This window comes from Cyanobium sp. LEGE 06113, from assembly GCF_015207615.1.
Genome location: NZ_JADEWM010000004.1, coordinates 67,470 through 91,882, shown reverse-complemented (window position 1 = coordinate 91,882; position 24,413 = coordinate 67,470). Strand labels below are relative to the sequence as shown.

Genomic DNA, 24,413 nt, shown 5'->3' with positions numbered 1-24,413 from the left:
AGCTCAATAACGGCATGTGAACCGGGCCAAGCGTCAGAAAGACTCTTCAGGTGGTCAACGATGTCATGGCCCTCAAGTGCCGTGGCAAGAGTGCCGGGTAGACCATTCCATCGCTCAGGGCTAAGGTTCGCCATGAACGATCTTTGATCCCATGCGCTCCTCCCTGTTTGCTGCGGCCTGCCTGCTCGCCCTCGCCACCACCGCATGCCAACAGCAGGACATGGCCGCCCGCAAGGAGAAGACCGAAGCCAAGATCTGCGCCCAGCTCACTGAGGTCAGCCAGGCCCTCAGCACCGTGGCCCAGCTGACCCCCGCCTCCACGGTGGGAGAGGCCAAGGAGGCTGAAGGGGCCCTGGGTACAGCCATTACCAACCTTGAAGCCTCGGAGCAGAAACTTGAGGAGCTGCGCACCAAAGCCTTTCAAGAGCAGCTGAAAACCTTCCGCTCCGAGGTAGCCCAGGTGGCCAGCAGCAAGGACACCACCCTCGAGGAGGCCGCCGCCCAGCTCAAGGCCAAGGCCCAGCCGGTGATGGCGGCGCGGGCTGAACTCTCCCGCGCTGTGGAGTGTGAGGAACCCGGCCAGCCCTGAGGTGAGGCGTCCTACCGAGGGCTGGAGCGCGAACGCTGGATCCTGTTAGCGTTGAATCGGGGCCTTTGCGCCCCTTGGTTCCTGCAGCACAACAGACAGCATGAAACGCATCGCGATCGGCACCCTCACAACCGCCAGCATCAGCGCCGCGGCGGCGCTGATGCTGGCCCTGCCCGCCCAGGCCAATCAACCCAACATGAAGGCTGCACTGGCGAGCCTCAATGAGGCCAAGCAGAGCCTGGAGAAAGCCAGTTCGGGCAAAGGCGGCCACCGTGTGAAGGCCATTGAGTTAATCGATGAGGCCATCGAACAAGTGAAAAAAGGCATCAAAGCTGGCCGGATGTAGGCGCTGGTCAGCGCATCGAGCCTGACCTCCGGGGTCACGTCAGGCTTCCGGGGCTTTGTCAAGAAGCCGGCGAAGCTGATCGGCCATGGTCTGGCCCGGCATATCGGCCGTCACGATGTCGATCCGCTCCGCCGAGTCGACGCCCAGATTCAGCTCCACAGCGCGTTGAATCTGCTCCAGATCCCAGATCGAGCCACGAGACAGCGCGGCTGTGGTACCCATCAGGCGCAGAAGTGCGATCCCCACCACATCCACCGCCACCCGATCCGTGCCGGCAAGAATCACGTTGGGCCTGGCGATTGTGCCCCGGTCAGGGCCACCGTCCACGAAGGCTTCCACCGCATCGAGAAGCACCAGAGCTGGCGTGCAGGCCTGGTTCACCTCAGCGATCATGCGCCGCTGATGGGGAGAGGAGTGGAGGTCGGCCATGTAGTTGTGGGAATCTACGGGCACGGTTTTAGCCACCAGTCCCACCGTGTTCTTCAGGGACAGGGTGAACTGCCCTCCGAAGCGATGGGTCTTCAGGCAGCAGGTGTTCACCACGGCGCCGGCGTCGAGAGCCGGGCGGGCAAAGGCGTACCCCCGGGGCCAGTGGGTGCCCTCAGCGGCAACATGCCTCCATTCGTCGCGTTCCAGTTCATCAAGCACCAGGGCCTCCAGAAGGATCGGATCGGTGGCAGCCGGCGCTGGATCCGCCGTGTTGGAATTCGGCTTGAGGAACACGCTGTTGCCCTCCAGCCCTGGGGGCTGCAGCAAGTCAAGTGCCTGATGGGTTCCAGCCGCCCGGTCGTCAGTGCGAATCAGCACCACCCGGCTCACCCCTGGCCTGAGTCGCGGCGGACTCGGAGGGAGGACTGGATTGGCAGGCCACCGAGAGTGCCGCGCTGCCGGTGGCCAACCCAATGAGAGACGTTCCTGGCCAGGTTGCGCGATCCTCAGACGGATCGGCAGGGCATGGGGATGGGGAGCGTGTGGATCAATCTGGCTGTGCTGTTGGCCGGCGTGTTGCTGCTGCTGGGCATTGCCTCCAGCAAGTTCTCTGCCCGGCTGGGGATGCCGGTGCTGGTGCTCTTCCTCGCGGTGGGGATGCTGGCCGGATCAGAAGGGATCGGCCGCATCCCCTTCGAGAACTACGACCTGGCCAACAGCATCGGCAGCGTCGCCCTCGCCCTGATCCTGTTCGACGGCGGCCTGCGCACGTCCCTGGCCTCAGTGCGACGGGTATGGCGGCCGGCCCTGGCGCTCTCCACCCTCGGCGTGTTGCTCACCTCCGTGCTCACGGGTGTTGCGGCGGCCTGGGTGCTGAAGCTCCCCTTCCTGCAGGGGCTACTGCTGGGCAGCATCGTCGGCTCCACCGATGCTGCCGCCGTGTTCTCGGTGCTGCGCAGCAGCGGCCTGAAGCTGCCTGAGCGGCTCATCTCCACCCTTGAGGTGGAGAGCGGCTCCAACGATCCCATGGCGATCTTCCTCACACTGGGGCTGATCGGGGTGATCACCGGCAGCACCAACTCTGGCCAGGAACTGGCCCTTCTGTTTCTCGCCCAGTTCGGCGTGGGAAGCCTTGCTGGAATTGGCGTGGGCCGCCTGGCCACCTGGGTGATCAATCGCATCAACCTCGACTACCCAGGCCTCTATCCCCTCCTGGCTCTCGCCTTCGGCCTGGTGGCTTTCGGCCTGGCGGCCGTGCTGGGGGGCAGCGGCTTCCTGGCGGTGTACGTCGCCGGAATCGTGCTCGGCAGCAGCTCGCTGGTGTTTCGGCGGGGAATCTTCTCCTTCCACGACGCCACTGCCTGGCTGGGACAGATCGTGTTGTTCGTGATGCTGGGGCTGCTCAGCTTTCCCAGCCGGCTGCTGGCGGTGGCCTGGGACGGTCTGTTGATTGCCCTGGTGCTGATCCTGGTGGCACGACCGATCGCCGTCTGTGTGGCGGCCTGGCCGTTTCGCTTCCGGCGGCGGGAACTCACCTTCCTCTCCTGGGTGGGCCTCAAGGGGGCCGTGCCGATCACCCTGGCCACTTTCCCCTTGATGGCCGGTGTTCCCCAGAGCCAGCTGATCTTCAACGCGGTGTTCTTCGTGGTGCTGCTCTCGGCGATCACCCAGGGCTGGTCGCTGCCGCTGGTGGCGCGATGGCTGCACATCGGCCGGCCCGCTGATCCCACGCCGGCCCTGTCGGTGGAGATCAACGCCCTGCGCAAGGTCGATGGTGAGATCGTCGACTACACCGTCAAAGCCAAGGCACAGGTGGCCGGCCAGCGCCTGCGCGACCTGGCCCTGCCCGATGGCGTGCTCGTCACACTGATCCTGCGGGGCCGGGAGGTGGTCATGCCCCGCGGCAGCACGGCCCTGGAACCCGGCGACCATGTCTTCGTGGCCATGCGCACCAAGCTGCAGCCCTTGATTGATCGCCTGTTCGATCCCGACCCGGAAGCACCCGCGTTGCCTATAGAACAGCTACTGATGTTCAATGCGGCGACAACACTCGCGCAGCTGCATCGTTTTTTCGGCTTGCCTCTGCCGCTAGAGATCAGTCCTCGTACTGCGGCACAGAAGCTTGGCCAGCTCCTCGCCGAGCTCCGCCGCCAGGGAAGCTACGCCTTGGGCCGCTGGGCATTCAGGCGGGAGTGGATTCAGACCATGTGGCGGTGCGCTGCCTTGCCGATGGCGTTGCAATCGCTGCTCAGCCTGGTGCTGTTGCAGATGAGCTGGCTCCTCGCAACCCCCCTTGAGCGGCTGAGCACAGCCCTGCGGCTGCAGTCAGATTGCGTAGTGTTCGCTACCGTTTGAGTGAACCATCGACGAGGAGGTTCCCCATGATCGAATGCATGAGCGGGCTGCCTGAAGGCACACTCGGTTTTTCCTTCCAGGGGAAGATCAGCGCGGACGATTATGACCACGTGCTCACCCCAGCTCTGGATGCCGCCCTGGCGCAGCACGATCGCCTCAAGCTGCTCGCCCAGCTTGGTCCCAGCTTTGAGGGTTACGACCTGGGCGCCGCCTGGGCGGACGGCCGTGAGGCCTTACGGCACTGGGATGGCTTTGAGCGGCTGGCTTTGGTGTCCGATTTGGCCTGGGTGCGCACAGCCGTGGCGGCCTTCAGCCTGGTGATGCCCTGCCCCGTGCGTGTCTTCGCCAACGCGTCCGTTGAGGAGGCCCGCCGTTGGTTATCGGAATCGCTGGGCACGATGCATCTGGAGCGTCAAGGCGATGTGATCCAGGTGCAGCTCATCGGCACGCTGGAGAGTTCTGTCTATGAACGGGTCGAAGCCAACATCGATGCTGAACTTCAGGGGCTCGATGGGGTGCGACTGCTGTTGGATTTGCGCCAATTCGATGGCTGGGCCGGCCTCGGTGCCTTGGGGCGTCACCTGGCTCTGATCCGGGACCATCGACGGGCCGTCCGGCGGGTGGTGGTGGTGGGCAACCAGGCCTGGCAGGCTCTGGCGGAAAAGCTGGTCAAGCAATTCGTCAACGCTGAGACGCGTTTCTTCGAGGGTGCTGACTATGCCCTGGCTGAAACATGGATACGGCAATGACTTGGGCTCGAGCCTGACTGCATCGTTCCAGGTCGTTCCTGTGGCAGAAACGGGCCAACGGAAGAACCACAGGGTCGGCTCAAGGCCCCCCGGCTTCGTGCATGCCGCCGCTGCCGCCGCTCCAGGCGATGTGGGCCAGCTCCGCCAGGGGCCGCTGCCAGCTGGCCAGGTCGTTGCGGTTCAAGCGGTTCAGGTGGTTGTGGCCGCAGGCCCGCGCCATCACCTGCATCAGCGCCACCGTGGCCCGCAGGAAGCGATCCAGCCGCTGGGCGGCAGGTTCCACCTGCAGGCGGCGGCGCAGCTCGGGATCCTGGCTGGCCACCCCCGTGGGGCAGCGATTGGTGTGGCAGATCCGGGAGCCGACGCAGCCGATCGCCTGGATCGCGGCATTGGCCAGGGCGATCCCGTCGGCCCCGAGAGCCAGGGCCTTGACGCAGTCGGCCGGGGTGCGCAGGCCACCCGTGATGATCAGGCTCACCTTGCCACTGGCCCCACAGCGGTCGAGATGGGCCCGGGCCCGGGCCAGGGCGGCAATGGTGGGCACAGCGATGTGATCCCGCAGCAGTTGCGGGGACGCACCGGTGCCGCCACCGCGGCCATCGAGAATCAGATAGTCGGCCCCGGCCTCGAGGGCAAAATCGAGATCCTGTTCAATGTGCTGGGCGCTGAGCTTGAAGCCCACAGGGATCCCGCCGCTGAGCTCCCGCACCCGATCGCCGAAACGGCGAAAATCAGCCGGGGTGCACAGGTCCTCGAAGCGCGCCGGAGAACAGGAGGATTCACCTGCGGGGATGCCACGCACCTCGGCGATGCGCTCGGTGACCTTGGCGCCGGGCAGATGACCGCCCGTGCCGGTCTTGGCCGCCTGGCCGGCCTTGAAGTGAAAGGCCTGCACCTGGGAGAGAAGATCCTCGCGATAGCCGAACATGGCCGGCGCGAGCTCGTAGAGGTAGCGGTGGTTGGCGGCCTGTTCTTGCGGCAGCATTCCGCCTTCGCCGGAGCAGATGCCCGTGCCGGCACGCTCCGCGCCCGTGGCGAGAGCCCGCTTGGCCTCCTCGGAGAGGGCACCGAAGCTCATGTCCGACACCAGCAGAGGAATCTCCAGCCGCAACGGGCGCCGGGCGCTCGGGCCGATCACCAGCTCGGTGCCCACCGGGGCGGCTTCGGCCAGGGGACGCTGCGCCAGCTGGGCCGTGAGGATCTGGATGTCGTCCCAGAGGGGCAGCTGGGAGCGGGGCACCCCCATCGACACCACCGGCCCCTGGGCCCCCAGCCGCTCGAGACCGTGCTCGGCCAGCTGGTGGATCAGCTCAAGGCTGGGCTCTTCCTGCGTGGCCCGGGGCTGGGGCATCCCGCCGCTGGTTGAACCGCCATCCTCCGGCTCCTCGTCATCCCTGTCTCCCTCACCACGGTCGTCGTCAAGGGCAAATTCGGTGCCCACCCGGTCGGCCGGAACCCGGGCATGGGTGCCATCGCAGTAGGGAGGTGTGGAGGTTTGTTTGCAGCGGCAGAGCTGCACCTTGCCACTCTTGTTCGCCTCGAAGACCACGGGGCTGAAGCCGCTGCCCTGGTGGGATCCGTCACAGAACGGCTGATCCGAGGAGCGGCCGCAGGCGCAGTAGACGTACTCCTTGCCCTCCTCGAGGCTCACGGCGATGGGCGTACGGGCGGCAACCTTTGGTGCTGTCATCGAACCTGCGGCAGAGAATCCAGAGCTTGGGGGCCTTCGCCCCTTGGGAGGAATGAAATACGTACGAGCAAGAAATACCTACGAGCAATAAGTTGATGATCTTCAGTTCGTCATCTGATGTGGGCTGGCGGAAGCCGCAGCGGCTGTGCGTAGCTGTTCGGCCAGGCCGTCTGGGTGAGCGATGGCGTCTGTGCTCGGGCCGGCATTGCCCAGCAGCTGGGGATGGGTCGAGAGGTTGTCGAGTAGCTGGGCCAAGAACAGCTCGTGGTCCTGCAGCATTGAGGCATCGAGGCTGCCGTGACGGCCGCCGATGCACCAGTGGAGACCTCCGGCTGCATCGCTGATCAGCACCGCGGGTTTCTGGGGGAGCCTGTCGTGCATCCGCACCGGATCCCGCGTTCCAAAGAAGGTTTCAGCCTCCTCTCCGGTGCAGCGAATGAGCTGAGCGGCCAATACCAACGGCCAGACACGGTCCAAGACCTCGCCGCTGGGTGGGGACTGGGGCGGCAGGCTCCAACGTTGTGGCTGCCAGCCCACCGTGAGAGCCACCGAGACGCCACTGGGTACAGCCCGCTCCACGATCATGCGCAGGGCTTGGATGTCGTCGCGATCAATCACGGCACTGCTGGAAACCAGCAACCAGAAGGACTCCTTGACATCCGGCAGCAGGGCCTCGGTGAGGGCCGCAGGAGTGTCCGGGGTTGAGTCGTCACGCAGAGCCCGGAAGAGATCAAACGTGGAGGTGTATCGATCCGCGTAGGCGGCGTGAGAAGACGTCTTGGCGAAAGTCATGGTGACGAAAAACAGAGGTCAGTTGATGGGAAGGCGGCGTCATCCAAGCCATGGCGATCAGTTCTCCGCGCTCACAAAGGCGTGGAAACGCTCAGCCAGATCCTGAAAAAAGTGATCGCTCTTCTGAAGCAGAGATTCCCAGCTGTCCTGGGTGGCCTGCTGGAGGCTTTCCAGCTGAACACGGGCCTGATCACGGGCCTGGCGCAGCTCCTCCAGCCGTTTCTCGGTTTCATCGCGCAGGTTTTCGGCAACGCTCTGCATGCCCTGCTGCATCTGCTCGATCTGGGCAGACCAGGCCTCGATCTGGGCCTGTTTCTTATCGAGGATCGCTTGGCGGAGCTGCTCATTGGCGAGGGTCTGATCGACCTTGGCGACTTCTTGATGCACTTCGCTCGGGGAGCTCGGCTGCAGTTCGCTGGGGGCAGTGGGCATCGGGGTATGGATGTTGGTGGTGTTCATGGGAGTTCCTCCTGTAGTTCAACGACGGATACGCCCCTGCACATGGCGTGTCGGGGTGCCCCAAAGGCAACACCAGGTCATCACTAGAAAGCGTGAAGGCATCACCGAGATCCGCATCTGAAATCCAGATCGAGCGCTCACACGGCCATTGCTACAGCCGCTAGAAAGCACAGATTGTCGATTTGGACTGGAAGCGGATGAGGCGTCCGTTATTTCCAACGTACCACTAACAGCCTCCTTGTCAACACCCCGGCTGGAGATCAGTGGGATCCAGAGATAGCTGTTCTGCTCAGATCAGTTGCGAATAAAGCCATCTCGGCGGGCCAGTGGATCGAGACAGGCCAACAACCAAGGCGGGCCAGCCAGGCCCAACCTCGCAATTGCCAAACGTTATTGAGAGTCAACAAGAGCTTCTGCCGCTCTCACGCGGATCAGGGCGCCACTGTCTGGGAGGCCAGTTAGCCTGACCCTGCAGGCTGCTCGTGCAGTCGTCGAACAGTTGCTGGCTCAGGATCGTTGAAGGTTCAGTTGCTGCCGATCAAGTGAACATCGCGCTGGGGGAACGGGATGGCGATACCCTCTGAATCCAGCCGCTTCTTGACTTGTTCCTGGAAGCCGAAGAAGGCCGGCCAGTAGTCATCCACATTGACCCATGGACGCACAGCAAAGTTGACACTGCTGTCTGCAAGTTCAAGAACACCAATCACAGGTTCGGGGTCAACAAGAAAACGGCCATAGGTCTTTACTTCGTCAGCAAGGAGGGCCTTCACGATGTCAATATCGGCCTGGTAACTGACCCCAAATACGAAGTCGAGGCGCCTGCGGCCAAGGGCGTTGAAATTGGTGATGTTGTCACTGTTCAGCTTGCTGTTGGGGATAATCACAATTTTATTATCTGGGCTCTGCAGGGTCGTGGTGAAGAGCGTCAGCTCCTTGACGGTGCCCATCGTGCCTGCTCCCTCGATAAAGTCACCGATCTGGAAGGGGCGGAAGAAAACCATCAACACCCCTGCGGCAAAGTTCGACAATGACCCCTGCAACGCCAAGCCGATCGCCAGACCCGCGGCGCCAACAACGGCAATGATGGATGTCGTTTGAATGCCCAGCCGGTTCAGGGCAGCGATGACAACAAAGGCAAGCAAAGCATAATAGGTGAATGTTGTCAGGAAACCCACCAGAATTGAATCGATCCTGGGATTGCGGGTCAAGCTTCGCTTGACAATTCGGGAGATCAATTTGGCCAGCCAGCGGCCAATCACAAAAATGGCGAGGGCTGCGAGAAGATTCAGCCCCAACTCCACACCAACCTCTTGAGCAAGCGAAAGCCACTGTCGAATGTTTTCCAAGACCTGTTGCATTAGACTCGAAATGATTTAAGCAGTGGTGGTCGCTTGCTGCGGCAATTCCCCAAGAAGCGAAGCAGAGTGTCAGCGTCTCAACACATTACGCGGTTCAATAGATTGAACGGCACGTGCATACCGTGCCCGCCCCCGGTTTCAGGAAAGGTGTCACCCCTCTCATCCCTACACCCAGAAGCCTGAGGACAGGACCAACGCGTCGCTACAGCCAGGCCGTCTAGCCCCAGGCTTCTGCGAAACCGTGGGCTGATGTGCGGGGGAGAATGGACCCGCCGCGGCCGCTTGGATCCAGCCCGTCATGCAGGCTGTTGCACGCGGAGAGCGCCATCAAAGCAGCTCCTTGAGTGCAGGCAGTTGCCGCTTCATCGCCGTGTAGCCCTTGCCGATGATCGCATCGGCCTTGTGGAAATCGAAGATGGCGAACTCAGCCAGAGCCGGCTGAATCAACAGGTCGGGGGCGTGCTCATTCAATCTGCTGTGGGTGACCTGCTGCTCCATCACATTCAGCGACAGACCGATCACATCGAAAATGTTCGGACTGGGGTCGCCATCGGGAAACCAGCGCTCCGCACTGCCCTGCGACGACTTGATGCGGCGTTTTGACGCCTCACTGGTGGAGCTGGGTGCAGGGCCAGCCAGTGCCTGCTCAGGGCCATTCACCCCCGATGGATCACCATTGGGCTCCACGTCTGCGCCGTGGTCCGGACAGTTCAGATTGACCGCAATCACCAGCTCCGCCCCCAGGCTCCTGGCCACATCCACAGGAATGGGATTGACGAGGCCGCCATCGACCAGAAAACGATCCCCATCGCCGAAAGGTGTGAAGATGCCAGGCACTGAAATACTGGCACGCACCGCGTCCACCATGGATCCTGAGCGGAGGTGCACTTCTTCACTCTTGAGCAGATCGGTAGCCACGCAGCAGAAGGGAACTTCGGAGTTTTCAATCCGCATCTCGTGCAGGTGTTCCGAGAGCAATTCGTAGATCTTGTTGCCATCCAGGAGCCCACTGGTGGGAAGCACCATGTCGAAGTAGGCGAGCACGTCTTTCCAGTCGAGATCCCGAATCAAGTCTTCGAGGTCATTGAGTTCTCCGGCGCAGTGGAAGGCTCCAACGAGAGCGCCGATGCTGGAGCCGGAGATCATGTTGATCTCGATCCCCTCCTCCTGCAGTGCCTTGAGCACACCGATATGGGCCCACCCTCTGGCTCCACCACTGCCGAGTGCAAGGCCAACCCTCTTCATGCCGATAGAACCATGATCAGAGATTTCAAGGATGCGGCACTGGCCCTCTGGCAGGCTGCCATGGCTGCTTGGTTGGTGAGCCCAATCCCGCCTCGTTCTCAACAGTTTGCAGCCACCAAGCACCCACTGCTGCACAGGAGACGGGCAACAGCAGGAATGCCAGCCGGTTCTCTACGACGCAGCCCAGAAAAGTAGGGTCGCGCGCAGAATGAACAACGCTTGTCGAACCAAACACAACCGAGCAGCTCAAGGCCTGAGCGGTCATGGAGGCGATCAGTGGCCGCCGGTGTCACCCTGCGGGTCGCGTTCGAGGCAGGGCCTTCGGGTGCCATCGGCGATGCGCCGCAGATCTCAAGGTGTGGGCAGCGCCGGCCAACTTGACCCCGGCTTGCTACGAAGGGGGTTCGCCACGTTCGATCCCATGTCCGTAGCTTCGCTCAAGGCCTTCTGCGCCAGCATCGCGGCCGATGACGATCTCCGCAGCCAGGTGCATGCCGCCGCCGGCGTGGATGACATCGTGACGATCGCTGCGGCCCACGGCCATGCCGTGGACAAGACGGTGCTGCTGCGGGAGCACGCCCGCGCCATCACGGCAGCGCCGGATCATGCCCTGGCTGGGATCAACAGCTGGGCCGATGCCCTGATCCATTGCTTCGGCGCCGAGGCGGCTGAAACCGAGGGGTGACCCAGGGGAGATGGTGAATCGCGGCGCTCACGGTTGTCATCGAGATCGAGCTCCAATCACTGCTTCGCAGAAACCTTCGGCTACATGGTGGAGAATCAGAGGAGGCGCAGGAGACAGCGGTGGTACCGAAGCGGGGGCGGTAAGGGGCAGCCAGTCCCCACTCTGAAGCTGAATCTGGTGGGGCCGATCCGCCCCACCAGAGTGGTGCCTGGTTGCACCCGCCGCCGCAGGGCCCCGAGATGGACTCCCACACTGTTCGCTTTCTCCTGCGGCCCTGCTGGCTGGGCTGGATCCTGCTGGCTGCTACGTCGCGGGGCGTTCTGGCCATCGCCCTGGGCGATGGCCCCGAGCTGCTCGCCCAGGACCTGCTGCAGCACCATCCCGGAGCCGAAGCGGTCACCGACGATCCCCTGCTTGAAGCCTGGCTGGCCGGGGTGCTTGCCACCACCGACGCCCTGGCAGCAGAGGCCGTCCCACCGCTCCCGCCACTCGATCTGCGCGGCACGCCTTTCCGCCGGCGCGTCTGGCAGGAGCTGGGCCTGATCCCCACCGGCAGCACCGTGAGCTACGCCGAGCTCGCCCGCCGGCTGGGCGCCCCCCAGGCGGTGCGGGCCGTGGCCCAGGCCTGCGGCGCCAACCCGATCGCCCTGGCCATCCCCTGCCACCGCGTGATCGGCAGTGACGGCTCCCTGCGCGGCTACCGCTGGGGCCTCGCCCGTAAACGGGCGCTGCTGGCGTGCGAAGCCGGACGAAACGACCCGGAACAACCTGGTGGCACGACACACCTGCGCAAAGCAGCCTGGCCTGCTGATCGGGCCGAGGCCACAGTCGTTGATCAGGCGATGTCCCAGGTCTCGACCATGGTCAGGTTCGGGCACCAATCCAATGAGCCAGCCAGGAGCCCAGCCCCAGACACGTAAAAGGGGCCCTTCCAGGCCCCATGGGTCATTTGGGTGATAAGGCTGACCTCACCCCATCTCCCTTAGAGATGTCAGGCGGCCACAGGGGCGGGCTGACGGGAGAAACGAACGATGTTGTTCGCTGTTACGGGTTTGCTCTTACCGAGCAGGCTTCAGTCACCCTCCTTATACCCCGTCGAAACCATTGCAGCCCCCTGATGGATCCGCCCCAGGGACGGAACCCTGAACGGGAATGGAGCTGAGCGGAATCGAACCGCTGTCCGAAGCACTGGTGTGAGCCACCTAGTCCGGCCGAAACCGGACTCGGTCATTGTGGCAGCACCCAAGCGCCGGTGCAGAGGTGGGCATCACCGAACCAGGGGGCGACAGCATCGCGGGCATCGCGGTGGTGCCCCCCGGCCTGGAGGCTCCGGCCGCGGAGGAGCTGATCGCCCTCGGCTGCCGGGCCGTGGCGCCCCTGCGGCGGGCCGTGCGCTTCCGCAGTGACCTGGCCGGCTACTACCGCCTGCACCTGCAGGCCCGGCTGCCCTTCCGGCTGCTGCGCCAGCTGGCCAGCTTTCCCTGCCACGGCCGTGACGACCTCTACGACGGGGTGCAGCGCGCCGTGGACTGGGCCACCTGGCTGCCCCCCAGCGCCAGCTTCCGCGTGGACGTGAGCGGCACCGCCCCGGGCCTGAACCACAGTCACTACAGCGCCCTGCAGGTGAAGAACGCCCTGGTGGACCTGCAGCGCCAGCAGTGGGGCCAGCGCTCCTCGATCGACCTCGAGGCCCCGGACCTCAGCCTGCACCTGCACCTCGGCGGCGGCCTGGCCAGCCTCAGCGTGGATGGCAGCGGCAGCAGCCTGCACCGCCGCGGTTACCGCGCCGCCGTGGGCCTGGCGCCCCTGAAGGAAAACCTGGCCGCCGGGCTGATCGCCCTCACCGGCTGGGATGGCCGCCGCCCCCTGGCCGATCCGCTCTGTGGCAGCGGCACCCTCCTGATCGAAGCGGTGCGGATGGCCCTGGGCCGGGCGCCGGGCCTCGGCCCCGAGGGTGCCCGCTCCTTCGCTCTGGAGCGCTGGCCCGATGCCCAGAGCGCCCTGTGGCAACAGGAGGTGCGGTCCGCCAGCGCCCTGGCCCGCTCCTGCCTGGCGGATCAGCAGCCCCTGGCCCCGGTGCTCGGCCTGGAGCAGGATCCCGCCGTGCTGGCCCAGGCCCAAGACAATGCCGAGGCCGCGGGGGTGGCGCCCTGGATCCGCCTCAGCGGCGGCGACTGCCGCGACTTCATCCCCCCCGAGCAGCCCGGCGTGCTGGTGTGCAACCCCCCCTACGGCGAGCGCCTCGGCCACACCGATGCATTGGAAGGCCTTTACGGCGATCTCGGCCGCATGCTCAAGGAGCGCTGCAGCGGCTGGGATCTGTGGCTGCTGAGCGGCAATCCCGAACTCACCGGCGCCTGAAGATGAAGGCGAGTCGCCGCATCCCGATCAGCAATGGCGGCATCGACTGCCGCTGGCTGCACTACGCGATCCGCTAGCGGCCCAGCAGGGCCCGGGTGGTCTTGGTGAGGCCGGCGGTGGTCTGGGGCAGGTAGGGGCCCTTGAGCAGGCCACCGCCGATGCGCAGGAACACCCCCGCCAGCACCACATTCAGGCCCGCCATGGCCAGGGCGCTGTGGATCCAGCTGAGCCGCAGTCCCTCGTGCAGCCACAGCAGCAGCGCCAGCTCCGCCCCGATCAGCGACAGCAGCATCAAGGTGAGCCCGCCGCTGAGCAGCAGGGCCCCGGTGATCAGGCGCCGCTTTTCGCTGTCGGCCTCCTGCAGCGCGATGCGCACGTGCAGGTCCATCACCGAGGTCATCAGCGAGCCGATGCGGCCCATGGCCACGCGGGCTCCGCCGTTGCGCCGCTCGCGCTCGCCGAACTGTTCCTCCGTCATGCCGAGCGCCGTCCGGAGGAGAGGAGCATCCCCACCAGCACCCCCACCCCGGCGGCGATGCCGACCGCCAGCAGCGGACGCTCCCGCACCGGCTTCTCCAGCCTTGGCCGCAGGGTGTCGTTGAGGTCGTCAAGCAGGCCTTCGAGCTGCTTCTCCAGGGGCGCCAGGTTGTCGGCCAGCCGGCCGGTCTGGGTGCCGGCCACATCCAGCAGCTCCAGCAACTGGCGCCGCACCACGGTGGCGGTACGGCCGGTCTGGGAGGAGATCACCTCAGCCACCTCGTCAAAGCTGCCGCGGGTGGCCTCCAGGGTCTGGCGGGCCACCTGGGGCCACTCCCGCTGAATCGTGGGCATCAGCGCCTCGAAGCGCTCGCGGAAGGTCTCCTGGTGGCCGTCGGGCTGGCCTGCCGCTTCGGGCTGCTGCTGGAGAATGGGCTCAGGGGTCTGGGGCTCGGAGAGCTGATTCAGCGGTGGGGTGCCGGTCATGGGCGCAGCGGGCCAGTGTTGCCTTCAAGCTAAGGACGGGCTTGTGAAACCGGAACCCTCCGCTACATTTCCCGTGCTCGGCGCACGGGCCTGTTGGTTCACATCAATCAGGTCGAGCTCACCCAGTTCAAGTCGTTCGGCGGATCGATGGCGATCCCGCTCGAAGAGGGCTTCACGGTGGTCACCGGGCCCAACGGCTCCGGCAAGAGCAACATCCTCGATGCGGTGCTGTTCTGCCTCGGCCTGGCCAACAGCCGCGGCATGCGGGCCGAGCGGCTGCCCGATCTGATCAACAGCGCCATGCTCAAGGCGGGGCGGGCCGCCGAAACCTCGGTGAGCGTGCGCTTCGACCTGGGCGACTGGCAGCCCGATGGTGCCGAAGCCGGCCTCGAGGCCCCCGCCGAGGGCCCCTGGATCCACACCGGCCAGACCAGCTGGACCGTGAGCCGCCGCCTGCGGGTGGCCCCCGGGGGCACCTACGCCAGCAGCTTCAGCGCCGATGGCGTGCCCTGCAACCTGCAGCAGCTGCAGACCCAGCTGCGGCGCCTGCGGGTGGACCCCGAGGGCAGCAACGTGGTGATGCAGGGCGATGTGACCCGCATCGTGTCGATGAGCGCCCGCGACCGGCGCGGCATCATCGACGAGCTGGCCGGCGTGGCGCTGTTCGACAGCCGCATCGAGCAGAGCCGCACCAAGCTCGACGACGTGCAGGAACGGCAGGAGCGCTGCGGCATCGTGCAACAGGAGCTGCTCAGCAGCCGCCAGAAGCTGGAGCGCGACTGCACCCGGGCCCGCACCTACCAGGCCCTGCGCCAGCGGCTGCAGGAGGGGCGGCTGCAGGAGCAGGTGCTGGCGGTGGAGGCCGCCCGCACGGCCCTGCGGCAGCTGGTGAGCCGCCAGCAGGCCCTCACGACCCAGCAGGCCGCCGACCGCCTCGCCATCGCCGAGGCGGAAACCGTGCTGCAGGCGGCGGCCGCCGCCCTGGAGACGCTGCAGGCTGAGGTGAAGGCCCTCGGGGAAGACCAGCTGCTGGCCGTGCAGGCGGAGCTGGCGGGCCTGGAGGCCGGCAGCCGCGAGCTGGCCCGCCAGGCAGACCAGCACCAGCAGCAGGCCGAGGCTCTGCAGCGCCAGCGCCAGGAGCTCAGCCAGCGCCAGGGGGAGCTGCGCCATCAGCAGCTGCAGCTCGACAGCGCCGCCGACCAGGCCGAGCTGGAGGCCGCCGAGGCCGGCTGCCGCGCCGCCGAAGCCGCCGTGGAGCTCTCGCGCCGCCGCCTCGGCGAGGTGGCCGGCCGCTCCGGCAGCTGGATGGAGGAGCAGAAGCAGCGCAGCCTGCGGCGCCAGGAGCTGGGCGCGGCCAGCAGCCCCCTGGAGGCCGAGCAGCAGCAGCTCAGTGAGCGCCTGCGCCAGAGCCAGGAGCGGCTGGCGGAGCTGGAGGCCCAGCGCCAGCAGGAGGGCAGCACCCAGGTGAGCGCCGAGCAGCAGCTGGACCAGGCCGAAAAGGAGTGGCAGGGCCTCAGCGGCTCGGTGGCCAGCGGCCAGCAGCAGCTGCAGGAGCTCGCCGAGGCCTTCGCCCTGCAGCAGCGCACCCGCAGCCGTCTGGAGCAGGAACAGGGCCAGCTGGAGCGGGAGATCGCCCGCCTCGACAGCCGCCGCGACACCCTGCAGGAGAGCCGCGGCACCGGCGCCCTGCGGGTGCTGCTGGAGGCCGGACTGGAGGGTATCCATGGCCCCGTGGCCCAGCTGGGGGAGGTGGAGGAACGCCACCGCACCGCCCTGGAGGTGGCGGCCGGAGGCCGCCTGGCCCAGGTGGTGGTGGACGACGACCGCATCGCCGCCCGGGCGATCGAGCTGCTCAAGCAGCGCCGCGCCGGCCGCCTCACCTTCCTGCCCCTCAACAGGATCCGCGCTGGCGGCAGCCAGGGCAGGGGGGGGAGCGGCTCGGCGGCCCTGCAGCGGGGCGCCACTGCCGGGCCGGGGGGCCTGCTGGGCCGGGCTGTCGACCTGGTGCAGCACGAGCCCGTCTACGCCGAGGTGTTCCGCTACGTGTTCGGCGACACGCTGGTGTTCGCCGACCTGGCCAGCGCCCGCCAGGAGCTGGGGCGCTGCCGGGCCGTGACCCTGGAGGGGGAGCTGCTGGAGAAGAGCGGCGCCATGACCGGCGGCAGCCTGCAGCAGCGGGGCAACCAGCTCAGCTTTGGCCGCTCCCAGGAGGGGGACGAGGCCGAGCCCCTGCGCCGGCGGCTGCTGGAGCTGGGCGAAACCCTGCTGGCCTGCCGCCACCGCGAAGCCGACCTGGCCCGCCAGCTGGAGGAGCAACGCCCCCAGCTGCAGCAGCTGCAACAGCGCCAGGCGGCCCTGGAGGCCGAGCGGCGCAGCACCCGCCAGGCCCTGGCCCCCCAGCTGCAGCGCCAGCAGCAGCTGGAAGAACGGCTCGCTCAACTGCGCCTCAGCCTTGCCAGCGACCAGGGCCGGCTGCAGGAGATCGCCCTGCAGCTGGCGCCCCTGCAGCAGGCCCTTGCATCACTGCAGCAGGAGGAGGCCGGCGCCGTGGCCTCGGGCGATGCCGCCCGCTGGCAGGGGCTGCAGGGGGAGCTCGAGGCCGCCGACCAGGCCCTGGCCGCGGCGCGGCTGCAGCGCGATGGCCTGCTCGCCGCCCGCCGCGAACGGGCCCTGGCCGCTGAGCGCTTGCGCAACCAGCTCGAGGCCCTTGGCAGCGACGAGCAACGCCTGATCGCCGCCGTGAACGCCCTGGTGGCCGAGCGGGCTGAGTGGAAGGGGCGTCAGCAGGCTGACCAGGAGCGCCGCTCAGCCCTCGAGGAACGGCAGGCCGAGCTGCAGACCCGCTTCGGGGAGCGCCGCCGCGCCCGCGATGCCGCCGAAGCTGAGCTGGCCCGCCAGCGCCAGGCCCTGCAGCAACGCCAGTGGGAGCTGCAGCGGCTCGGCGAGGAGCTCGAGGCCCTGGCCGAGCAGCAGCGCGGCGATCAGCTGCGGCTGCAGCAGCTGGAGCGCCAGCTGCCCGACCCCCTGCCAGAAATCCCCGCTGAGCTGCGGGAGGCAGGCCTGGAGGCCCTGGCCAGGGAGCTGGCCAGCCTGCAGGCGCGCATGGAGGCGCTCGAACCGGTGAACATGCTGGCGATCGAAGAGCTCGAAGCCCTCGAAACCCGCCTGGCGGAGTTGCAGGAGCGGCTGGACGTGCTCAGCAAGGAGCGCGAGGAGCTGCTGCTGCGCATCGAAACCGTGGGCACCCTGCGCCAGGAGGCCTTCCTGGAGGCCTTCACGGCAGTGGATGGCCACTTCCGCGAGATCTTCGCGGAGCTCTCCGATGGCGAGGGCCACCTACAGCTCGAGAACCCGGAAGCGCCGCTGGAGGGGGGCCTCACCCTGGTGGCCCATCCCAAGGGCAAGGCGGTGCGGCGCCTGGCGGCCATGAGTGGTGGCGAGAAGTCGCTCACCGCCCTGAGCTTCCTGTTCGCCCTGCAGCGCTTCCGGCCCTCGCCCTTCTACGCCCTCGATGAGGTGGACAGCTTCCTCGACGGCGTGAACGTGGAGCGGCTGGCCGGATTGATCGCCCGCCAGGCCGATCAGGCCCAGTTCATGGTGGTGAGCCACCGGCGCCCGATGATCGCCGCGGCCACCCGCACGATCGGCGTCACCCAGGCCCGCGGCGCCCACACCCAGGTGGTGGGCCTGCCCCCCGCCGCCTGAGCATCGTCAGCGCCGCCTGTGCTGGGTGAGAATGCGCCGATGACGACGACCCCGCCGCCCGGCAGCGACCCCGCCGCCGCCCCCAGCGATCGCCTCTGGCTGCGCTCAGAACTGATGGGCACCCAGGTGATCACCCGGGACACCGGCCGCCGGCTCGGCGTGGTGGGTGAGGTGGTGGTGGACATCGACCGCCGTGAGGTGATCGCCCTCGGCCTGCGGGACAACCCCCTCACCCGCTTTCTGCCCGGACTGCCCCGCTGGATGCCCCTGGATCGCATCCGCCAGGTGGGCGACGTGATCCTGGTGGATTCGGCCGATTCCCTGGCCGAGAGCTTCAGCGCCGATCGCTTCAGCAAGGTGATCAACTGCGATGTGGTGACCGAGGCCGGTCAGCAGCTGGGCAAGGTGCTGGGCTTCAGTTTCGACATCGAAACAGGCGAACTCACCACCCTGGTGCTGGGCGCCCTGGGCGTGCCGCTGCTGGGCGAAGGGGTGCTCAGCACCTGGGAACTGCCGGTGGTGGAGGTGGTCAGCAGCGGTCCAGACCGCATCGTGGTCTACGAGGGCGCTGAAGAGAAGCTCAAGCAACTCGGCACCGGCCTGCTGGAGAAGCTCGGCATCGGCGGCAGCAGCTGGGAGCAGGAGGAGCGGGAGCGCTTCCGCGGCACCATGGTGCCCGTGGAGAACCAGCTGGCCCCAGGCGTGCCCGCCGCCCAGGAGCAGCGCCGCATCCAGCCCGCCAGCAGCCAGGCCTTCGTGCCCGAAGCCGAGCTGGATTACGTGGAAGTGGAACAGCGCCGCGATCGGGCCCCCCTGCGCCAGCGTCGCTACCTCGACGACGACCTGCTCGATTCCGAACCGGAGCGAAGGCCGCTCACCAGAAGGGAGCTCGACGAGCCCCTGGATCGCGATCCAGGGGCTCGCGATCCCGAACCGCTGCAGGACCCCTATGGGCGCGAGGCGCGCCGCGAGCGCGGCTACGGCGCCCCCCGCCGCCGGCCGGCCCCACCCAGCAGTTCCGAGGTCCTGGACGTGGATGCTGAAGACCTCGACGATCCCTGGTGAGACGCCTGCCTTGGTGAGACGGCTGCTTTGGTGAGAGGCCTGCTGTCAGTCAGTCGGCCTTGAAGCTGAGCGAGGCCGAGTTGACGCAGTAGCGCTGACCCGTGGGGGCAGGCCCGTCATCGAACACGTGCCCCAGGTGGGCATCGCAGTTGGCGCAGCGGATCTCGGCGCGCACCATGCCGTGGCTGCGGTCGATCAGGGTGGTGATCGCGCCGGGCTTCACCCCATCCCAGAAGCTGGGCCAGCCGGTGCCGGAATCGAACTTGCTGGCGCTGCTGAACAGTTCGGCGTCGCAGCAGACGCAGTGGTACATCCCCTGGCCCTTGTGGTTCCAGTAGGCACCGCTGAAGGGCCGTTCGGTGCCGCCCTGGCGCGCCACCCGGAACTGCTCGGGGGTGAGGCTCTGGCGCCACACCTCCTCACTGGTGGTGCGGGCCAGGCCACTCTCCACGCCGCAGGCGGAGGACTGGGGATCAGGGATGGCCGCCATGGGAACCACGCAATGGAGCCCAACCCTAGGAATCGGGCCGGGAGCCCGGCAGCCCCGGCGGCAACAGCTCCAGCACCAGGTCGGCCAGGGAGGCCACCGCCCCGGGGCGTCCGCGCAGCTGGGCCAGCTCGTGCCGCATGGCCGCCAGCCGCGCCGGGGAGGCCAGCCAGTCGGCGGCCTCGGCAGCGATCTGCGCCGGCGTGATCGGCCCCACCCGCTCAGGCACCACCAGCCGCCCGGCCGCGATGTTGGGGGAAGCCAGGAAGCCGCGCTGACGCAGGCGCCAGAGGCTGAGCAGCGTTCCCAGCAGCGGGCGCAGCAGCGGCAGCCGTGCCAGCAGCCCCGCCAGGCCATCCCAGGCCTGCATCACGCCGAGATGCTGGGTGGGCACCAGCACCAGCATCGGCACCGCCAGGGCAGCCAGTTCCGCCGTGTTGGCCCCCACCGTGGTGAGCGCCAGGCAGCACTGGCTGAGGCTGGTGTGGGCCGGGCTCTGGCGCTCCAGGCGGATGCGGGTGCCGGCGGCCGTGATCAGGGCATCGCCCTCCAGGCTGAGGCTGGGCGGGCCGCCGCGGTAGGCCGCCGCGATCGGATTGGCCGGGCTGGCATGGCGCAACAGCCCCTCCACGCCGGTCGTGGGGGCCAGGGGGAGCAGAAAGCGGCAGTCGGGCTGCAGCGCCGCCAGGCGATCAGCCGTGTCCAGCAGGAAGGGCACACCCACCTGCAGCTTGGCGGGCTTGGAACCGGGCAGCAGGGCCACCCAGTGGCCCGGCGGCAGAGGAGCGTCGCTGCGGGCACTCTCGGAGAGGTCCGCCATCAGGTCCCCCACCACGCTGCAGCGGGAGCGCCAGCGCCTGGGCAGCCGGTCCGCGGCGCGGGGGCCCATGGCGGCAATGCGGTCGTTCCAGCGGGGCCAGCGGGCCACCCACTCCGCATAGGTGAGATGGCGATAACCGAGGCGGGCCGAGAGCAGAACGCTCCAGAACTGATCCCCTCCCAGAAACACCACCACCCCCTGGCGGGGCCAGGGGCCGAAGCGCCGGGGCCGCAGCAGCAGGCTCCAGAAGCGCCGCGCCGGCAGCGTGCGCTCAAACAGTCCCCAGCTGGCCGCGGCCCGGTGCTCCGTGCCGGTGCCATTGGGACACGGCACCAGCACCAGGTGAAGCCCGCAGAAAGGCTTGGGGCCCGCGGAGCCCAGGCCCAGGCGGCGGTGCAGGTGCTGGGCCAGGGGCCTCACCCAGGTGCTCAGCTCACCGGGGCCGTTGCTGACCAGCACGATGGCAGCGGCGGCAGTCCCAGGGGGGGTGACGGGCGCCGCAGTGGCCCTGGCCACAGGCAGGAGAAGAAAAATGCGGATGGCGAGACTTGAACTCGCAAGGCCGAAGCCACACGCCCCTCAAACGTGCGTGTCTACCAATTCCACCACATCCGCTTGATGCCACCAAAGGTTGGGTCAGGCCCATCCCGGTGCTGCGACGAACCGAGCCGGCCCATCGGCCCAGCACAATACCTAACGCTCCTCCCCGCGCCCGCCAGGGAATGCCGCAGTGAGCGCTGATACAGTCCGCCCTGGCCTGTACCAGCTGAGCGGCGGCGGATGTCCATCGGCAAAGTGCTGATCGCCAACCGCGGCGAGATCGCCCTCCGCATCCTGCGCAGCTGTCGGGAACTCGGCATTGCCACCGTGGCGGTGTACAGCACCGTGGACCGCAACGCCCTGCACGTGCAGCTGGCCGATGAGGCCGTGTGCGTGGGTGAGGCACCGAGCTCCAAGAGCTACCTGAACATTCCGAACATCCTGGCGGCCGCCACCTCCCGCGGCGCCGATGCGATCCATCCCGGCTACGGCTTTCTGGCCGAGAACGACCGCTTCGCCGAGATCTGCGCCGACCACGGCCTCACCTTTGTGGGCCCCTCCCCCGAAGCGATCCGCTCGATGGGCGATAAGTCCACCGCCAAGATCACCATGCAGGGGGTGGGGGTGCCCACCATCCCCGGCAGTGAGGGCCTGCTGGAGCACCCCCGCCAGGCCGCCGAGCTGGCCGAGGCCATGGGCTATCCGGTGATGATCAAGGCCACCGCCGGCGGTGGCGGCCGGGGCATGCGCCTGGTGCCGGACGCCGATCAGCTCGAGAGCCTGTTCAAGGCCGCCCAGGGGGAAGCGGAGGCCGCCTTCGGCAATCCGGGCCTCTACATGGAGAAATTCATCGACCGCCCCCGGCATGTGGAGGTGCAGGTGCTGGCCGATCGCCACGGCAACGTGGTGCATCTGGGGGAGCGCGACTGCTCGATCCAGCGCCGCCACCAGAAGCTGCTGGAGGAGTCGCCCAGCGTGGCCATCGATGCCGAGCTGCGCCGTGAGATGGGGGAGGCAGCCGTGAATGCGGCCCGCACCATCGGCTACGAGGGGGCCGGCACGGTGGAGTTCCTGGTGGATCGCGCCGGCCGCTTCTATTTCATGGAGATGAACACCAGGATCCAGGTGGAGCATCCCGTCACCGAAGTGGTGACCGGCGTGGATCTGATCGCCGAGCAGCTGCGCATCGCCGGTGGGGAGCCGATCTCCGTGAAACAGGAAGACATCAGCCTGCGGGGCCATGCCATTGAGGTGCGCATCAACGCCGAGGACCCGCGCCAGAACTTCCGGCCCGCTCCGGGGCGCATCACCGGCTGGCTGCCGCCTGGAGGCCCTGGCGTGCGGGTCGACAGCCACGTCTACACCGGCTACGAGATCCCCCCCTTCTACGACTCCCTGATCGGCAAATTGATCGTGTGGGGGGTCGACCGCGACCACGCCCTGCGGCGCCTGCGCCGGGCCCTTTCAGAGTGCGCCGTCACGGGCATCCCCACCACCATCGAGTTTCACCTGCAGCTGCTGGATCGGCCTGAGTTCCAGAGCGGTGACGTGCACACCAAGTTCGTGGAGCAGGAGATGCTGCCGATGGTCTGAGGCCCGCTCAGGCCACGGCGCTGGCATGGCGCATCGCCTGGGTCACCAGACCCTGCTGACCCACCAGCAGCTCCCGCACCAGGCTGATCAGACCCACCCACACCACCGGCGTCACATCCACCCCGCCAATCGGCTGGATCAGACGCCTGGTGGCCGCCAGCAGCGGCTCGGTGGGGGCCCCGATCAGCCGCATCGCCCCCTGGCTGATGTCCACCTGGGGATACCAGGTGAGCACGATGCGGAACAGGAACAGCAGCGTCCAGAGCGCCAGCGACAGGCCCAGCAGCAGGTGGGCCCAGGCCAGAGGGGAAGCGGGTAAGGCCGTCACAAAGCTCTAAGCAGCGGTGAGCTGAGCGTAGGAACTTGCGGTCACTGCTTAGGATTCCGCAACGCCCGAAGCCATTGCCCGGCCCCGCCCCATGACCCCTTCCCTCGCCAACTTCCTCAGCAGCCTCGCCTGGGGCGCGGTGATCGTGGTGGTGCCCATCTCGATTGCCCTGGTGCTGATCAGCCAGACCGACCAGGTCGATCGTCGCTCCTGAGGCCCGCCTGGCCGAAGCAGATGCTCCCCGGGGGGGCCTGATCCTGGCCAACTGCCTAGAGTGATGCGCAGCACCTGGGTGAGACTTCGTGGTCAATGCCAGCCTTAACTGGGCCAGCATCGTCGGCATTGTGCTGGCGGTGGGTGGCGCGCTGCTCTATTTCATGCGCAGCTTCAAGCCGGCCCTCGCTCGCGACTACGACGTGTTCTTCGCCGCCGTGGGCCTGCTCTGCGGCGGCATCCTCTTCTTTCAGGGCTGGCGGCTGGATCCGATCCTGCAGTTCGGCCAGTTCCTGCTGGCCGGCACCACGGTGTTCTTCGCCTACGAAAGTGTGAGGCTGCGCGGCGTGACCACCGAACAGGCCCGCCGCTCCTCCTATTTCGACGACGACGAACCTCCGGTGCCGGCCGGGCCCTACCGCCCCCGCATGGGAGGGCGTCCCTGGGACGACCCCGACGCTGAGCGCTTTGATGAACCAGAGCCGGTACGCCGCCGCATCCCCAACCGGGAGGCGGAGGACGACCTCTACAAGATGCGCCGCTCCAGCCGGGCGGCCATCCCCGAACGGGCGGCCAGCAGGCGTGGTGAAGGCCTCCGCTCCGAGGGCCCTCGCCCTGAAGCCGGCCGCTCCGAACCCGAGGCCTGGGATACCCGGGAACCCGCCGGGGAGCGCAGCCGCTACAGCGCCGGCGGTGGCAGGCCCGCCACCGATTTCGGGGCACGCCGCCGCGATCGCGACGCCATGAGCGAGCCCCGGCGGGGCTCCAGGCCCGTACCCACAGCCGAGCCCTCGCTCCGCTCCAGCCGCCGTCCCGCCGCGGGGGGCTCCAGCCCCGCCCCAGCCGCCGCATCTGAGCGGCCGGGGATTCCGCAAGGCTCGCCGATCCGCTCCAGCAGCGCCGCTGCCGGGCCGGCCGCCAGTGACATCAGCGACGCCGACTTCAGCCCGATGCGCTCCCGGCAGGCCCCGACGGCGGGCCCCAGGGCAGGCGCACCCAGCGACTCCAGGCCACGGGACAACGCCTCCCGATTTGACGACTGATCCCCTACCGACACCATCACTGAATCCGTGCGCCAGCTCTGGGTCGGGGTCTTGGTGGTGGTGCTCAACTTTGGGCTGGGCGGCTGCAGCGGTGGCTGGTTCGGCCGCCGGCCGGCCTCCCCAACCGGCTTCGGGGCCCAGGGCAACCGCCTGGATCCAGCTCTGAGCGGCAATGGCCGCTATCTGGCCTCGGTGCTGGAGCATCAGGGTCGCGCCAGGGTGGTGCTGCAGGAGCAGCCCGGGGGCCGGGTGCTGCCGCTGCGCCATCTGCGCGGCCGCGAACCCCACAGCTCCCCTTCGCTGAGCTGGAATGGCCGCTACATGGCTGTGCTGGTGCAGCAGGGCCCGCGGCGGGTGGCCCTGCTGGAAGACCGCCTCACCGGACGGCTGGTGCGGCTGCCGCTGCCGGCCAACGCCGCGCCGGTGCGACTGAGCCTCGCCCCCGATGCCAGCCGCCTGGCCCTGCAGCTGGTGCGGCAGGGGCGCTGGCAGGTGGAAGTGCTGGAGCTGGGCGGTGTGATTGAGCCAGACCTCCCCGGTGGCAGCCCGGCGGTCGGGGGCGGGGCGGATTCGCAGAACCCCAGCGGAGGCGGCTAAG

At 67.6% G+C, this 24,413-nt stretch carries 23 protein-coding genes, 1 tRNA gene and 1 pseudogene; 13 read left to right on the top strand and 12 right to left on the bottom strand.

Going from position 1 to position 24,413, the window contains the following annotated elements; translation table 11 throughout:
* The first annotated feature begins 151 nt into the window (after positions 1 to 151).
* Complete coding sequence (locus tag IQ220_RS08315) at positions 152 to 589, top strand: hypothetical protein (protein ID WP_193914324.1); 438 nt, start codon at positions 152 to 154, stop codon at positions 587 to 589.
* Positions 590 to 689: 100 nt separating this feature from the next.
* The gene (locus IQ220_RS08310) at positions 690 to 935 is read left to right on the top strand and encodes a hypothetical protein (RefSeq protein ID WP_193914322.1); all 246 of its coding nucleotides are present in this window, start codon (positions 690 to 692) and stop codon (positions 933 to 935) included.
* Positions 936 to 974: 39 nt separating this feature from the next.
* Here IQ220_RS08310 and IQ220_RS08305 read toward each other — a convergent pair whose 3' ends face one another.
* The gene (locus tag IQ220_RS08305) at positions 975 to 1,691 is read right to left on the bottom strand and encodes a DUF362 domain-containing protein (protein ID WP_228009030.1); all 717 of its coding nucleotides are present in this window, start codon (positions 1,689 to 1,691) and stop codon (positions 975 to 977) included.
* A 204-nt stretch (positions 1,692 to 1,895) separates the two neighbouring features.
* Between IQ220_RS08305 and IQ220_RS08300 the strand changes: the two genes are divergently transcribed.
* Both IQ220_RS08300 and IQ220_RS08295 read left to right on the top strand, forming a co-directional pair.
* Positions 1,896 to 3,719, top strand: coding sequence for a potassium/proton antiporter (locus tag IQ220_RS08300; protein ID WP_193914321.1), 1,824 nt, complete (start codon positions 1,896 to 1,898; stop codon positions 3,717 to 3,719).
* A gap of 38 nt (positions 3,720 to 3,757) precedes the next feature.
* Positions 3,758 to 4,468 (top strand): STAS/SEC14 domain-containing protein, encoded by a 711-nt coding sequence (locus tag IQ220_RS08295; protein WP_193914319.1) that lies wholly within the window; start codon positions 3,758 to 3,760, stop codon positions 4,466 to 4,468.
* A 79-nt stretch (positions 4,469 to 4,547) separates the two neighbouring features.
* Here IQ220_RS08295 and IQ220_RS08290 read toward each other — a convergent pair whose 3' ends face one another.
* From IQ220_RS08290 to IQ220_RS08270, 5 genes are all read right to left on the bottom strand, one after another.
* Positions 4,548 to 6,158, bottom strand: coding sequence for a glutamate synthase-related protein (locus tag IQ220_RS08290; protein ID WP_193914317.1), 1,611 nt, complete (start codon positions 6,156 to 6,158; stop codon positions 4,548 to 4,550).
* A 102-nt stretch (positions 6,159 to 6,260) separates the two neighbouring features.
* Positions 6,261 to 6,950: a fructokinase gene (locus IQ220_RS08285; protein WP_193914315.1), complete on the bottom strand. Its 690-nt coding sequence runs from the start codon at positions 6,948 to 6,950 to the stop codon at positions 6,261 to 6,263.
* A gap of 57 nt (positions 6,951 to 7,007) precedes the next feature.
* Positions 7,008 to 7,409, bottom strand: coding sequence for a hypothetical protein (locus tag IQ220_RS08280; protein WP_228009029.1), 402 nt, complete (start codon positions 7,407 to 7,409; stop codon positions 7,008 to 7,010).
* A 524-nt stretch (positions 7,410 to 7,933) separates the two neighbouring features.
* Complete coding sequence (locus IQ220_RS08275) at positions 7,934 to 8,767, bottom strand: mechanosensitive ion channel family protein (protein WP_193914313.1); 834 nt, start codon at positions 8,765 to 8,767, stop codon at positions 7,934 to 7,936.
* Between the two features lie 327 nt (positions 8,768 to 9,094).
* On the bottom strand, positions 9,095 to 10,147 hold the full coding sequence (locus tag IQ220_RS08270) for a patatin family protein (protein WP_370566387.1): 1,053 nt from the start codon (positions 10,145 to 10,147) through the stop codon (positions 9,095 to 9,097).
* Between the two features lie 286 nt (positions 10,148 to 10,433).
* Between IQ220_RS08270 and IQ220_RS08265 the strand changes: the two genes are divergently transcribed.
* The 3 genes and pseudogenes from IQ220_RS08265 (at position 10,434) to IQ220_RS08250 (ending at position 13,135) form a co-directional block, all read left to right on the top strand.
* Positions 10,434 to 10,697 (top strand): Nif11-like leader peptide family natural product precursor, encoded by a 264-nt coding sequence (locus tag IQ220_RS08265; protein WP_193914312.1) that lies wholly within the window; start codon positions 10,434 to 10,436, stop codon positions 10,695 to 10,697.
* Between the two features lie 239 nt (positions 10,698 to 10,936).
* The gene (locus IQ220_RS16225; protein WP_193914310.1) at positions 10,937 to 11,617 is read left to right on the top strand and encodes a methylated-DNA--[protein]-cysteine S-methyltransferase; all 681 of its coding nucleotides are present in this window, start codon (positions 10,937 to 10,939) and stop codon (positions 11,615 to 11,617) included.
* A gap of 340 nt (positions 11,618 to 11,957) precedes the next feature.
* Positions 11,958 to 13,135, top strand: a pseudogene (locus IQ220_RS08250) (class I SAM-dependent RNA methyltransferase).
* Here IQ220_RS08250 and IQ220_RS08245 read toward each other — a convergent pair.
* Both IQ220_RS08245 and IQ220_RS08240 read right to left on the bottom strand, forming a co-directional pair.
* Positions 13,132 to 13,536 carry a phage holin family protein gene (locus IQ220_RS08245; RefSeq protein ID WP_193914308.1) on the bottom strand — a complete coding sequence of 135 codons (405 nt, stop codon included), beginning with the start codon at positions 13,534 to 13,536 and terminating at the stop codon, positions 13,132 to 13,134. The pseudogene IQ220_RS08250 and the gene IQ220_RS08245 sit on opposite strands and share 4 nt — an antisense overlap.
* The gene (locus IQ220_RS08240) at positions 13,533 to 14,021 is read right to left on the bottom strand and encodes a DUF883 family protein (protein ID WP_193914306.1); all 489 of its coding nucleotides are present in this window, start codon (positions 14,019 to 14,021) and stop codon (positions 13,533 to 13,535) included. Before IQ220_RS08240 ends, IQ220_RS08245 begins: the two co-directional genes overlap by 4 nt.
* Before the next feature lie 93 nt (positions 14,022 to 14,114).
* Here IQ220_RS08240 and smc point away from each other — a divergent pair, with 93 nt between their 5' ends.
* Together smc and IQ220_RS08230 are read left to right on the top strand one after the other, a co-directional pair.
* The gene (gene smc / locus IQ220_RS08235; protein WP_193914304.1) at positions 14,115 to 17,726 is read left to right on the top strand and encodes a chromosome segregation protein SMC; all 3,612 of its coding nucleotides are present in this window, start codon (positions 14,115 to 14,117) and stop codon (positions 17,724 to 17,726) included.
* Between the two features lie 39 nt (positions 17,727 to 17,765).
* A complete protein-coding gene (locus IQ220_RS08230) occupies positions 17,766 to 18,791 on the top strand; it encodes a PRC-barrel domain-containing protein (protein ID WP_193914302.1) in 1,026 nt (341 codons plus the stop codon).
* Positions 18,792 to 18,840: 49 nt separating this feature from the next.
* Here IQ220_RS08230 and msrB read toward each other — a convergent pair whose 3' ends face one another.
* From msrB to IQ220_RS08215, 3 genes are all read right to left on the bottom strand, one after another.
* Positions 18,841 to 19,281, bottom strand: a complete 441-nt coding sequence (msrB, locus tag IQ220_RS08225) for a peptide-methionine (R)-S-oxide reductase MsrB (RefSeq protein ID WP_186698595.1) — start codon at positions 19,279 to 19,281, stop codon at positions 18,841 to 18,843.
* Positions 19,282 to 19,306: 25 nt separating this feature from the next.
* Positions 19,307 to 20,620 (bottom strand): glycosyl transferase, encoded by a 1,314-nt coding sequence (locus IQ220_RS08220; protein ID WP_370566405.1) that lies wholly within the window; start codon positions 20,618 to 20,620, stop codon positions 19,307 to 19,309.
* 11 nt (positions 20,621 to 20,631) lie between these two features.
* Positions 20,632 to 20,713, bottom strand: a tRNA-Leu gene (locus tag IQ220_RS08215).
* Between the two features lie 165 nt (positions 20,714 to 20,878).
* Between IQ220_RS08215 and accC the strand changes: the two genes are divergently transcribed.
* Entirely contained in the window at positions 20,879 to 22,231 is a 1,353-nt protein-coding gene (accC, locus tag IQ220_RS08210; RefSeq protein WP_193914298.1) for an acetyl-CoA carboxylase biotin carboxylase subunit, read from the top strand.
* Positions 22,232 to 22,238: 7 nt separating this feature from the next.
* Here the strand turns inward: accC and IQ220_RS08205 are convergent, their stop codons facing one another.
* A complete protein-coding gene (locus tag IQ220_RS08205; protein WP_193914296.1) occupies positions 22,239 to 22,559 on the bottom strand; it encodes a YggT family protein in 321 nt (106 codons plus the stop codon).
* Between the two features lie 91 nt (positions 22,560 to 22,650).
* Between IQ220_RS08205 and psbX the strand changes: the two genes are divergently transcribed.
* From psbX to IQ220_RS08190, 3 genes are all read left to right on the top strand, one after another.
* Positions 22,651 to 22,773, top strand: coding sequence for a photosystem II reaction center X protein (gene psbX / locus IQ220_RS08200; RefSeq protein WP_186698588.1), 123 nt, complete (start codon positions 22,651 to 22,653; stop codon positions 22,771 to 22,773).
* Between the two features lie 88 nt (positions 22,774 to 22,861).
* Entirely contained in the window at positions 22,862 to 23,815 is a 954-nt protein-coding gene (locus tag IQ220_RS08195; RefSeq protein ID WP_193914294.1) for a Ycf66 family protein, read from the top strand.
* 27 nt (positions 23,816 to 23,842) lie between these two features.
* The gene (locus IQ220_RS08190; protein WP_370566386.1) at positions 23,843 to 24,412 is read left to right on the top strand and encodes a Tol biopolymer transporter periplasmic protein; all 570 of its coding nucleotides are present in this window, start codon (positions 23,843 to 23,845) and stop codon (positions 24,410 to 24,412) included.
* Position 24,413: the final 1 nt, after the last annotated feature.

Bases quoted from the DNA above. Each gene is read 5' to 3' on its own strand.
- IQ220_RS08275 (WP_193914313.1), bottom strand. From the start codon at position 8,767: ATGCAACAGGTCTTGGAAAACATTCGACAGTGGCTTTCGCTTGCTCAA.
- msrB (WP_186698595.1), bottom strand. From the start codon at position 19,281: ATGGCGGCCATCCCTGATCCCCAGTCCTCCGCCTGCGGCGTGGAGAGT.
- IQ220_RS08295 (WP_193914319.1), top strand. From the start codon at position 3,758: ATGAGCGGGCTGCCTGAAGGCACACTCGGTTTTTCCTTCCAGGGGAAG.
- IQ220_RS08245 (WP_193914308.1), bottom strand. From the start codon at position 13,536: ATGACGGAGGAACAGTTCGGCGAGCGCGAGCGGCGCAACGGCGGAGCC.
- IQ220_RS08290 (WP_193914317.1), bottom strand. From the start codon at position 6,158: ATGACAGCACCAAAGGTTGCCGCCCGTACGCCCATCGCCGTGAGCCTC.
- IQ220_RS08265 (WP_193914312.1), top strand. From the start codon at position 10,434: ATGTCCGTAGCTTCGCTCAAGGCCTTCTGCGCCAGCATCGCGGCCGAT.
- accC (WP_193914298.1), top strand. From the start codon at position 20,879: ATGTCCATCGGCAAAGTGCTGATCGCCAACCGCGGCGAGATCGCCCTC.
- IQ220_RS08280 (WP_228009029.1), bottom strand. From the start codon at position 7,409: ATGAACACCACCAACATCCATACCCCGATGCCCACTGCCCCCAGCGAA.
- IQ220_RS08230 (WP_193914302.1), top strand. From the start codon at position 17,766: ATGACGACGACCCCGCCGCCCGGCAGCGACCCCGCCGCCGCCCCCAGC.
- psbX (WP_186698588.1), top strand. From the start codon at position 22,651: ATGACCCCTTCCCTCGCCAACTTCCTCAGCAGCCTCGCCTGGGGCGCG.
- IQ220_RS08315 (WP_193914324.1), top strand. From the start codon at position 152: ATGCGCTCCTCCCTGTTTGCTGCGGCCTGCCTGCTCGCCCTCGCCACC.
- IQ220_RS16225 (WP_193914310.1), top strand. From the start codon at position 10,937: ATGGACTCCCACACTGTTCGCTTTCTCCTGCGGCCCTGCTGGCTGGGC.
- IQ220_RS08285 (WP_193914315.1), bottom strand. From the start codon at position 6,950: ATGACTTTCGCCAAGACGTCTTCTCACGCCGCCTACGCGGATCGATAC.
- IQ220_RS08300 (WP_193914321.1), top strand. From the start codon at position 1,896: ATGGGGAGCGTGTGGATCAATCTGGCTGTGCTGTTGGCCGGCGTGTTG.
- IQ220_RS08240 (WP_193914306.1), bottom strand. From the start codon at position 14,021: ATGACCGGCACCCCACCGCTGAATCAGCTCTCCGAGCCCCAGACCCCT.
- IQ220_RS08310 (WP_193914322.1), top strand. From the start codon at position 690: ATGAAACGCATCGCGATCGGCACCCTCACAACCGCCAGCATCAGCGCC.